18 protein-coding genes are annotated in these 9,287 nt (G+C 64.3%); all 18 read left to right on the top strand.

The features are described from left to right. The first annotated feature begins 17 nt into the window (after positions 1–17). Positions 18–1,208 carry an elongation factor Tu gene (gene tuf / locus ACJMKX_RS08715; protein WP_405223752.1) on the top strand — a complete coding sequence of 397 codons (1,191 nt, stop codon included), beginning with the start codon at positions 18–20 and terminating at the stop codon, positions 1,206–1,208. Between the two features lie 111 nt (positions 1,209–1,319). Next, on the top strand, positions 1,320–1,634 hold the full coding sequence (gene rpsJ, locus ACJMKX_RS08710) for a 30S ribosomal protein S10 (RefSeq protein WP_405223750.1): 315 nt from the start codon (positions 1,320–1,322) through the stop codon (positions 1,632–1,634). A gap of 322 nt (positions 1,635–1,956) precedes the next feature. Further along, positions 1,957–2,625, top strand: a complete 669-nt coding sequence (gene rplC / locus ACJMKX_RS08705; RefSeq protein ID WP_405223748.1) for a 50S ribosomal protein L3 — start codon at positions 1,957–1,959, stop codon at positions 2,623–2,625. Between the two features lie 2 nt (positions 2,626–2,627). Then, on the top strand, positions 2,628–3,233 hold the full coding sequence (rplD, locus tag ACJMKX_RS08700; protein WP_405223820.1) for a 50S ribosomal protein L4: 606 nt from the start codon (positions 2,628–2,630) through the stop codon (positions 3,231–3,233). 5 nt (positions 3,234–3,238) lie between these two features. After that, positions 3,239–3,538, top strand: coding sequence for a 50S ribosomal protein L23 (gene rplW / locus ACJMKX_RS08695; protein ID WP_405223818.1), 300 nt, complete (start codon positions 3,239–3,241; stop codon positions 3,536–3,538). Positions 3,539–3,553: 15 nt separating this feature from the next. Further along, positions 3,554–4,390 (top strand): 50S ribosomal protein L2, encoded by an 837-nt coding sequence (rplB, locus tag ACJMKX_RS08690; protein WP_405223746.1) that lies wholly within the window; start codon positions 3,554–3,556, stop codon positions 4,388–4,390. 15 nt (positions 4,391–4,405) lie between these two features. Then, positions 4,406–4,681, top strand: a complete 276-nt coding sequence (gene rpsS / locus ACJMKX_RS08685) for a 30S ribosomal protein S19 (protein ID WP_405223744.1) — start codon at positions 4,406–4,408, stop codon at positions 4,679–4,681. Between the two features lie 11 nt (positions 4,682–4,692). Next, positions 4,693–5,025 (top strand): 50S ribosomal protein L22, encoded by a 333-nt coding sequence (gene rplV / locus ACJMKX_RS08680; protein ID WP_405223742.1) that lies wholly within the window; start codon positions 4,693–4,695, stop codon positions 5,023–5,025. A gap of 11 nt (positions 5,026–5,036) precedes the next feature. Next, a complete protein-coding gene (rpsC, locus tag ACJMKX_RS08675) occupies positions 5,037–5,723 on the top strand; it encodes a 30S ribosomal protein S3 (protein WP_405223740.1) in 687 nt (228 codons plus the stop codon). A 12-nt stretch (positions 5,724–5,735) separates the two neighbouring features. Further along, on the top strand, positions 5,736–6,149 hold the full coding sequence (rplP, locus tag ACJMKX_RS08670; RefSeq protein WP_405223738.1) for a 50S ribosomal protein L16: 414 nt from the start codon (positions 5,736–5,738) through the stop codon (positions 6,147–6,149). Further along, the gene (gene rpmC / locus ACJMKX_RS08665) at positions 6,149–6,352 is read left to right on the top strand and encodes a 50S ribosomal protein L29 (protein WP_405223736.1); all 204 of its coding nucleotides are present in this window, start codon (positions 6,149–6,151) and stop codon (positions 6,350–6,352) included. The genes rplP and rpmC overlap by 1 nt, the downstream gene beginning before the upstream one ends. After that, positions 6,349–6,621, top strand: coding sequence for a 30S ribosomal protein S17 (gene rpsQ / locus ACJMKX_RS08660; RefSeq protein WP_405223735.1), 273 nt, complete (start codon positions 6,349–6,351; stop codon positions 6,619–6,621). Before rpmC ends, rpsQ begins: the two co-directional genes overlap by 4 nt. A gap of 70 nt (positions 6,622–6,691) precedes the next feature. Beyond that, positions 6,692–7,060, top strand: coding sequence for a 50S ribosomal protein L14 (gene rplN / locus ACJMKX_RS08655; RefSeq protein ID WP_405223733.1), 369 nt, complete (start codon positions 6,692–6,694; stop codon positions 7,058–7,060). A 35-nt stretch (positions 7,061–7,095) separates the two neighbouring features. Then, positions 7,096–7,413, top strand: a complete 318-nt coding sequence (rplX, locus tag ACJMKX_RS08650; RefSeq protein WP_405223731.1) for a 50S ribosomal protein L24 — start codon at positions 7,096–7,098, stop codon at positions 7,411–7,413. 26 nt (positions 7,414–7,439) lie between these two features. Beyond that, the gene (gene rplE, locus ACJMKX_RS08645) at positions 7,440–7,979 is read left to right on the top strand and encodes a 50S ribosomal protein L5 (RefSeq protein ID WP_405223730.1); all 540 of its coding nucleotides are present in this window, start codon (positions 7,440–7,442) and stop codon (positions 7,977–7,979) included. Between the two features lie 14 nt (positions 7,980–7,993). Then, a complete protein-coding gene (gene rpsN / locus ACJMKX_RS08640; protein WP_405223728.1) occupies positions 7,994–8,299 on the top strand; it encodes a 30S ribosomal protein S14 in 306 nt (101 codons plus the stop codon). 14 nt (positions 8,300–8,313) lie between these two features. After that, the gene (gene rpsH / locus ACJMKX_RS08635) at positions 8,314–8,709 is read left to right on the top strand and encodes a 30S ribosomal protein S8 (protein WP_405223726.1); all 396 of its coding nucleotides are present in this window, start codon (positions 8,314–8,316) and stop codon (positions 8,707–8,709) included. A gap of 21 nt (positions 8,710–8,730) precedes the next feature. Then, positions 8,731–9,264, top strand: a complete 534-nt coding sequence (rplF, locus tag ACJMKX_RS08630) for a 50S ribosomal protein L6 (RefSeq protein WP_405223724.1) — start codon at positions 8,731–8,733, stop codon at positions 9,262–9,264. The last annotated feature ends 23 nt before the right edge of the window (positions 9,265–9,287 follow it).

Here is a 9,287-nt window from a genome sequence, read left to right as displayed (position 1 = left end):
CTGAAAGGTAGGCAGAGATGTCCAAAGCGAAGTTTGAGAGAACGAAGCCCCACGTGAACGTAGGCACGATTGGCCACGTGGACCACGGTAAGACGACTTTGACGGCTGCGATGACGAAGGTGATGGCCGAGAAGTTTGGTGGTGAGGTGCGGGCTTATGACCAGATCGACAATGCGCCGGAGGAGAAGGCACGTGGTATCACGATTGCCACGGCGCACGTGGAGTACGAGAGCGAGGCGCGCCACTACGCGCACGTGGACTGCCCGGGCCACGCCGACTACGTGAAGAACATGATCACGGGTGCGGCGCAGATGGACGGTGCGATTCTGGTGGTGAGTGCGGCGGACGGCCCGATGCCCCAGACGCGCGAGCACATTCTGCTGGCGCGCCAGGTGGGCGTGCCCTACATCGTGGTGTACCTGAACAAGGCGGACATGGTGGATGACGAGGAGCTTCTGGAGCTGGTGGAGATGGAGGTACGTGATCTTCTGTCGACCTACGAGTTCCCTGGCGACGACACCCCGATCATCACCGGATCTGCGCTGAAGGCGTTCGAGGGGGACGAGTCGGACATCGGTATTCCGTCGATCTACAAGCTGATCGAGGCGATGGACAGCTACATACCGGAGCCCGAGCGTGCGGTGGACGGTGACTTTCTGATGCCGGTGGAGGACGTCTTTTCGATCTCCGGTCGCGGCACGGTGGTCACGGGGCGCATCGAGCGTGGCATCGTCAAGGTGGGAGACGAGGTGGAGATCGTCGGTATCAAGGATACGACGAAGACGACCTGCACCGGTGTGGAGATGTTCAGGAAGCTCTTGGACGAGGGCCAGGCGGGCGACAACGTGGGGGTGCTGCTGCGCGGCACGAAGCGTGATGAGGTGGAGCGTGGCCAGGTGCTGGCGAAGCCGGGCTCGATCACGCCGCACACGAAGTTCGAGGCCGAGGTGTACATCCTGACGAAGGAGGAGGGCGGTCGTCACACGCCGTTCTTCAAGGGTTATCGCCCGCAGTTCTACTTCCGCACGACGGACGTGACGGGAGCGGTGGAGCTGCCGGAGGGCACCGAGATGGTGATGCCAGGCGACAACGTGAAGATGGTGGTGGAGCTGATTGCGCCGATCGCCATGGAGGACGGACTGCGGTTCGCCATCCGCGAGGGCGGCCGCACGGTCGGCGCCGGCGTGGTGGCGAAAATCATCGATTGAACAATGTGGGAGGGCCTCCAGGCCCGATATCGAATCGGGGCTAAAGCCCCTCCCACATCCCTCGATCAGCATGTAGGAGGGCCTTCAGGCCCGATCCATCAGAGAAATAGCATGGCAACGAACCAGAACATCCGAATCCGCCTCAAGGCCTTCGACCACCGGCTGATCGACACGTCGGCCCGGGAGATCGTGGAGACGGCGAAACGCACCGGCGCTACGGTCAAGGGCCCGGTGCCTCTGCCCACGAAGAAGGAGCGCTGGACGGTGCTGATCTCGCCCCACGTCAACAAGGACGCGCGCGACCAGTACGAGCTGCGCACCCACAAGCGGCTGATGGATATCGTGGATCCCACGGACAAGACGGTGGACGCGCTGATGAAGCTCGAGCTGCCGGCGGGCGTGGACGTCCAGATCAAGTTGAATTAGAAATTGAACATGGCGCCCGACTTGTTATAATAGCGGGCTCCTTCGGGATCAGGCCGGGCCGGGAGTCGGCCTGATCCTCAGACAGCGACGCCGCCGCATGCGGCGTAAACGGCAAATCCCGGGCACATCGGCTTCGGCCGGCGTGGGGGTCAGTTCCGCAGACCCGGTGAGGGTCTAGCGAAGAGCTGGCCCCTTTCGCGTGTCTTGACCTCGCGAGAGGCAGCGATGGCCAATCGTAGTCATCGCGGTGAAGGTTGATTGTTTCATTGTTGAAAAGAGGGTGCCGGCCAACCGGAGCAGGCACACGACGGGAAAGTCTCAGATGGCTATCGGAATCGTTGGCCGCAAGTGCGGCATGACGCGCATCTTCACGGAGGACGGCAGTTCTGTGCCGGTCACCGTGATCGAGGCGCTGCCAAATCGCATCACGCAGGTGAAGTCGCTGGAGCGTGACGGTTATCACGCGCTCCAGGTCACCTCCGGCAGCGCGAAGTCCTCGCGCGTGTCCAGGCCCCGGGCCGGGCAGTTCGCGGCCGCCAAGGTCGATGCGGGCGACTCCCTGCGCGAATTCCGCCTGGACGAGGCGCCGGCGGATGAGGAGCTGGCGCCGGGTGCCGAGATCCGCGTGGACCGGTTCGAGGTCGGCCAGAAGGTCGACGTGATCGGCACGACCATCGGCAAGGGCTTTGCCGGTACGGTCAAGCGGCACAATTTCCGGACCCAGGACGCCACCCACGGCAACTCGCTTGCCCACCGGGTGCCCGGCTCGATCGGTCAGAACCAGACGCCGGGCCGCGTGTTCAAGGGCAAGAAGATGGCCGGCCAGATGGGCAACGTGCGCCGCACCACCCAGAACCTGGAGGTTGTCCGGGTGGATGCCGAGCGCAACCTGATCCTGGTCAAGGGGGCGGTCCCCGGCCACCGCGGTGGCCGCGTCATCGTGCAGCCTGCCATCAAGGCGCGCGCAGGTAGCGAGGGTAGCAAGGCATGACGATGGAACTGAAACTCGCCGATGCCGGCGGCAGCGTCGAGGTCTCGGAAGACACCTTCGGCGCCAGCTACAACGAGTCGCTCGTGCACCAGGTCGTTACGGCCTACCTGGCCGGTGCCCGTGCCGGCACGAAGGCGCAGAAGAACCGCTCCGACGTGCGCGGCGGCGGCGCCAAGCCGTGGCGGCAGAAGGGAACGGGCCGGGCTCGCGCGGGCACGATCCGCAGCCCCATCTGGGTCGGCGGTGGCCGCACGTTCGCCGCCAGGCCGCGGAGCTTCGAGCAGAAGGTCAACCGCAAGATGTACCGCGGTGCCCTGAAGTCGGTGCTCTCCGAGCTGATCCGTCAGGAGCGCCTGGTGGTCACCGGCGAGCTCACTCTGGAGGCGCCGAAGACGAAGGAGCTGGCCGGCAAGCTGAAGTCGCTGGGGCTGGACGACGTGCTGATCGTCAACGAGGCGTTCGACGAGAAGGTCTACCTGGCGGCACGCAATCTGAAGAACGTGGGCATCTGCGACGTGGCGGCCGTTGATCCGGTCGCGCTGATGCGCTTCGAAAAGGTGCTGATCACCGTGCCCGCGCTGAAACTGATCGAGGAGCGTCTGTCATGAGCGCCATCGCACGCCAGGAAAGACTGATGAACGTAGTCCTCGGGCCGCACATCTCCGAGAAGACCACGACTGTGGGCGAGCGTGACAACCAGGTGGTGTTCCGGGTGCGCCGGGACGCGACCAAGCAGGAGATCCGGGCAGCGGTCGAGATGCTTTTCGAGGTCGAGGTAGCGGGTGTGCAGGTGGTCAACCACAAGGGCAAGTTCAAGCGCTTCGGCCAGACCATCGGCAAGCGCCCGGCGTGGAAGAAGGCGTACGTGAAGCTGGCCGAGGGCAGCGACATCGACTTCCTCGGCGCTGAGTAACAGGGGTCCAGAAGAATGCCACTGCAGAAAGCAAAACCGACATCCGCCGGCCGGCGTTTCGTCGTCAAGGTGCGTACGCCCGAGCTGTACAAGGGCGAGCCCTACGGCCCGTTGCTGGCCAAGAAGTCGAAGACCGGCGGCCGCAACAACAAGGGCCGCATCACGGTGCGCCACCAGGGCGGCGGGCACAAGCAGCGCTACCGTATCGTGGACTTCAAGCGCAACAAGGACGGCATCCCGGGAACGGTCGAGCGCATCGAATACGACCCGAACCGCAGTGCTCACCTGGCGCTGGTCAAGTACACCGACGGCGAGTGGCGCTACATCCTCGCGCCGAAGGGCGTGAGCGCCGGCCAGACGGTGCTGTCGGGCGAGGACGCGCCGATCAAGCCGGGCAACGCCCTGCCGCTGCGCAGCATCCCGGTCGGCACGGTCGTCCACTGCGTCGAGATGAAGCCGGGCAAGGGCGCGCAGATGATGCGCTCGGCCGGTGCCTCGGCCCAGCTCGCGGCCCGCGAGGGCACCTACGCGACGTTGCGGCTGCGCTCCGGCGAGATGCGGCGCATCCACTCGGAGTGCCGGGCCACCATCGGCGAGGTGGGCCACGGCGAGCACAACCTGCGCAAGCTCGGCAAGGCCGGCGCGAAGCGCTGGAAAGGTGTGCGCCCGACCGTGCGCGGTGTGGTCATGAACCCGGTCGACCACCCCCATGGCGGCGGCGAGGGCAGGACTTCCGGCGGCCGCCATCCGGTGACCCCGTGGGGCGTGCCCACCAAGGGCTACAAGACGCGCAAGAACAAGCGCACGGATTCGATGATCGTGCGCCGCCGCAAGCGCCGCAAGCAGAAGTAATACAGGGTTTGAAAGATGCCACGCTCGGTTAAGAAAGGTCCTTTCGTAGACGTCCACCTCCAGAAGAAGGTGCAGACGGCTGTGGAGAGCAACGACCGCCGCCCGATCAGGACATGGTCGCGGCGCTCGATGATCCTGCCGGACATGGTCGGTCTGACCATCGCCGTGCATAACGGGCGCCAGCATGTGCCGGTCCTGATATCGGAGAACATGGTGGGTCACAAGTTGGGCGAGTTCGCGATCACCCGGACCTTCAAGGGTCACTCCGGCGATCGCAAGACGAAGCGCTGAGGAGACGGCTGATGCAGGTTGCAGCAACACTGCGCTACGCGCGCATCTCGCCGCAGAAATGCCGGCTGGTCGCGGACACCATCCGCGGCAAGACGGTGGATGGCGCGCTGAAGACGCTGGCGTTCATGCCCAAGAAGGGGGCGCGGATCGTCAAGAAGGTACTCGAGTCCGCCATCGCGAATGCGGAGCATAATCACGGTGCCGATATCGACGAGCTGCGTATCGCCGCCATCGAGGTGAACGAGGCGCCCTCATTCCGCCGCTATCGTGCCCGTGCGAAGGGCCGCGGTGCGCGGATCATCAAACGCAACAGTCATATCACCATCCGGGTGGCAGACGAGTAACAGGACGCATAATGGGGCAGAAAGTACATCCGACGGGCATCCGCCTGGGTATCACGACCGACTGGACGTCGAAGTGGTATGCCGACACGCAGAGTTTCCCCGGCTATGTGAAGACGGACCACGACGTCCGTACCTTCATCAAGGAGAAGCTGAAGGATGCCTCCGTCAGCAAGATTCAGATCGAGCGTCCGGCCAAGAAGGTCAATATCACGATCCACACGGCGCGGCCGGGTATCGTCATCGGCAAGAAAGGCGAGGACATCGAGAAACTGCGCTCGCAGGTCGCGCAGATGGTGGGCATGCCGCTCGGCGACGTGCGCATCAACATCTCCGAGATCCGCAAGCCCGAGATGGACGCCCAGCTCGTCGCCGAGGGCATCGCCCAGCAACTCGAGCGCCGCGTGATGTTCCGCCGCGCGATGAAACGTGCGGTCACCAACACGATGCGCGTGGGTGCAGAGGGCGTGAAGGTGAAAGTCGGCGGCCGGTTGAACGGCGCGGAGATCGCCCGCTCGGAGTGGTACCGGGAAGGCCGCGTGCCGCTGCACACGCTGCGGGCCGAGATCGACTACGGCCTGGCCGAGGCGAAGACCACCTACGGCGTGATCGGCGTGAAGGTGTGGATATTCAAGGGTGAGATCCTGGACAAGAACGAGGTCATCCAGGAAGCCGCCGAACAGGCGACGAGCTCGAGATAGGGAGCCGCGGAGATGTTGCAGCCAAAACGAACCAAATTCCGCAAGCAGCAGAAGGGCCGTAACCGCGGCCTGGCGCAGCGGGGCAATACGGTGGCCTTCGGCGAGTACGGGCTGAAGGCGGTGGGTCGCGGCCGGCTGACGGCGCGCCAGATCGAGGCGGCCCGTCGTGCCATGACCCGGCACATCAAGCGCGGCGGCAAGATCTGGATCCGGGTATTCCCGGACAAGCCGATCAGCAAGAAGCCCCTGGAAGTACGCCAGGGCAAGGGCAAGGGTAACGTCGAGTACTGGGTGGCTCAGATCCAGCCGGGCCGCGTGCTCTACGAGATGGAAGGCGTCAGCGAGGAAGTGGCGCGCGAAGCGTTCCGCCTTGCGGCTGCCAAGATCCCGATGCAGACGGTGTTCGTGTCCCGTCAGGTGATGTGATGAAGGCGAGTGAACTGAGAGACAAGACGGCCGAGGAGCTGGGCGAGGAGCTGCTGAAGCTCCGCAAGGAGCAGTTCAACCTGCGCCTGCAGCAGGCCACGGGCCAGCTGACACGTCCCCACGAGTACCGCCGCGTCCGCAAGGAAATTGCGCGTGTGAAGACAGTCCTGAACGAGGTCTCCACGCAGGGTGAAGCCAAATGAACGACGAGACGAAACAGAAGACCGCGCGTACGGTGACCGGCCGGGTCGTGTCGAGCAAGATGGACAAGACCGTATCCGTGGCGATCGAACGGCTGACCCGTCATCCGGTGTATGGCAAGTACATCCGGCGCACGAGCAAGGTCATGGCCCACGACGAGGCCAACGAGTGCCGCCCGGGCGACCGCGTGTCCATCGCCGAGTGCCGCCCAATCTCCCGCCACAAGGCGTGGAAGGTGGTCGGCATCGTCGAGCGGGCGCGGGTGGAGTGACCCGGGTACGGACGCACGAAGCCGTCGATCGGGCAGTTTTTGAGACAGATACCGGATTGGATTTACAGCAATGATTCAGATGCAGTCAGTTCTGAACGCCGCGGACAACAGCGGTGCGCGACGCCTCATGTGCATCAAGGTACTGGGCGGTTCCAAGCGCCGGTACGCCAACGTCGGCGACATCATCAAGGTCAGCGTGAAGGATGCGATCCCGCGCGGCAAGGTGAAGAAGGGCGAGATCTACAACGCCGTCGTCGTGCGTACGCGCAAGGGTGTGCGCCGCCCGGACGGCTCGCTGATCCGCTTCGACGGTAACGCGGCGGTGCTGCTGAACAACCGCTTGGAGCCCATCGGCACCCGTATCTTTGGCCCGGTGACCCGTGAGCTCAGGACCAGTCGATTCATGAAGATCATCTCGCTGGCACCGGAAGTGCTTTGACCGGGAAGACCAGGCCGAGAGGACGAGAGAGCGAAATGAACAAGATCAGGAAAGGCGATGAAGTCGTCGTGATCGCCGGCAAGGACAAGGGCCGCCGTGGTACCGTGCTGCGCGTCTACCCCGACGAGCGAGTGCTCGTCGAAGGCGTGAACGTGGCCAAGAAGCATCAGCGCCCGAACCCGAACATGGGCGTCCCTGGCGGTATCGTCGACCGCGAGATGCCGCTGCATATCTCGAACGTGATGGTCTACAACCCGCAGACCAAGAAGGGCGACCGGATCGGCATCCGCACCCTGGAGGACGGTTCGCGGGTGCGCTATTTCAAGTCGAATGAGGAGGTCGTGGACGTCTGAGGACGCCGCGCATCGAGTACAGAGCTATGTCCAGACTGCAGGAATATTATCGCGAGACGGTGGTGCCCCAGCTCCAGGAGCGGCTCGGCATCAGCAATCCCATGCGCGTCCCGAAGATCACGAAGATCACCATCAACATGGGTGTTGGCGAGGCCGTGGGCGACAAGAAGATCCTGGACAACGCCGTCGCCGACATGACCCGCATCGCCGGCCAGAAGCCGGTGGTCACCAAAGCGCGCAAGTCGGTCGCCGGGTTCAAGATCCGCGAGGATTTCCCGATCGGTGCCAAGGTCACGCTGCGCCGGGAGCGCATGTACGAGTTCCTGGATCGCCTCGTCAACATCGCGATCCCGCGTGTCCGCGACTTCCGCGGCCTGAATCCGCGTTCTTTCGACACGCAGGGCAACTACAGCTTGGGCGTGCGCGAGCAGATCATCTTCCCGGAGATCGAATACGACCAGATCGACGAGATCCGGGGCATGGACATCACGATTACGACGACAGCCACCAATCCCGAGGAAGGCAGGGCGCTGCTCGAAGCGTTCAACTTCCCGTTCAAAAAGTAGACAGGTTCCAGCCGATGGCAAAGAAATCGATGGTAGAGCGCGAGCGCAAGCGTCAGAAGACGGTGGAGCGCTACGCGCGCAAGCGGGCAGAACTGAAGGCGGTCATCGCCAGCCCGGGTAGCTCCGACGAAGAGCGGCGTGCCGCGCAGGCGAAGCTGCAGGCGCTGCCGCGGGATGCGAGCCCGGTGCGGGTGCGCAATCGCTGTTCGATCACGGGCCGCCCCCATGGCTATTACCGCAAGTTCGGCCTGGCGCGGAACAAGCTGCGCGAAGCCGCCATGAAGGGCGAGATTCCGGGTCTCACGAAGGCGAGCTGGTAACAGAGGTTGATGATATGAGCATGACCGATCCCATCGCCGACATGCTGACCCGCATTCGCAATGGTCAGAAGGCCCGCAAGGTGAGCGTCGCCATGCCGGCGTCCACCATCAAGGCCGCCGTGGCCGAGGTGCTGAAGGAAGAAGGCTACATCACCGGTTACTCGGTGGAGGGCGAGGGTGCCTCGCGCACGCTCAGCGTCGACCTGAAGTACTTCCAGGGTGAGCCGGTGATCGAGCGCATCCAGCGGGTGAGCCGTCCCGGGCTGCGCATCTACCGGGGCAAGGACGAGCTGCCGCGGGTACTTGGTGGCCTGGGCGTGGCCATCGTGTCGACCTCGGCCGGGCTCATGAGTGACCGGCAGGCCCGGGCGCAGGGTATCGGCGGAGAGGTTCTCTGCGTCGTCTCCTAAGCGATACAACGAGTCAGGAAAATGTCTAGAGTCGCAAAACAACCGGTAGCGCTGCCCAAGGGCGTCGAGGTGGCCGTCAGCGGTACCACCGTCAACGTGAAAGGGCCGAAAGGCGCGCTCGAGATGGAGCTGAACCACGAGGTCGAGCTGGGCCAGGAAGATGGCACCGTCACGCTGAAGGCGCGCTCGGGCTCGCGCTTCGCCAATGCCATGGCGGGCACCACCCGTGCGCTGCTGGCCAACATGGTGCAGGGCGTCACCGAAGGGTTCGAGCGCAAGCTGGAGCTGCGGGGCGTCGGCTACCGTGCCCAGGCCCAGGGCAGCACGCTGAATCTGACCCTCGGCTTCTCCCATCCGGTGGCCTACCAGGTGCCGGAGGGGGTGCAGGTCGAGACGCCGAGCCAGACCGAGGTCGTCGTGCGCGGCTCCGACAAGCAGCAAGTGGGGCAGGTCGCCGCCGAGATCCGTCGCTTCCGCCCGCCGGAGCCCTACAAGGGCAAGGGCGTGCGCTATGCCGACGAGCGCGTCGTCATGAAAGAAGCGAAGAAGAAGTAACCGGTTTCCGAGGATTTCAGGAT

This window comes from Lentisalinibacter sediminis (assembly GCF_040706615.1).
In the GTDB taxonomy this organism is placed as follows: domain Bacteria; phylum Pseudomonadota; class Gammaproteobacteria; order Steroidobacterales; family Woeseiaceae; genus Lentisalinibacter; species Lentisalinibacter sediminis.
This window is presented reverse-complemented; position numbering and strand designations above follow the sequence as displayed.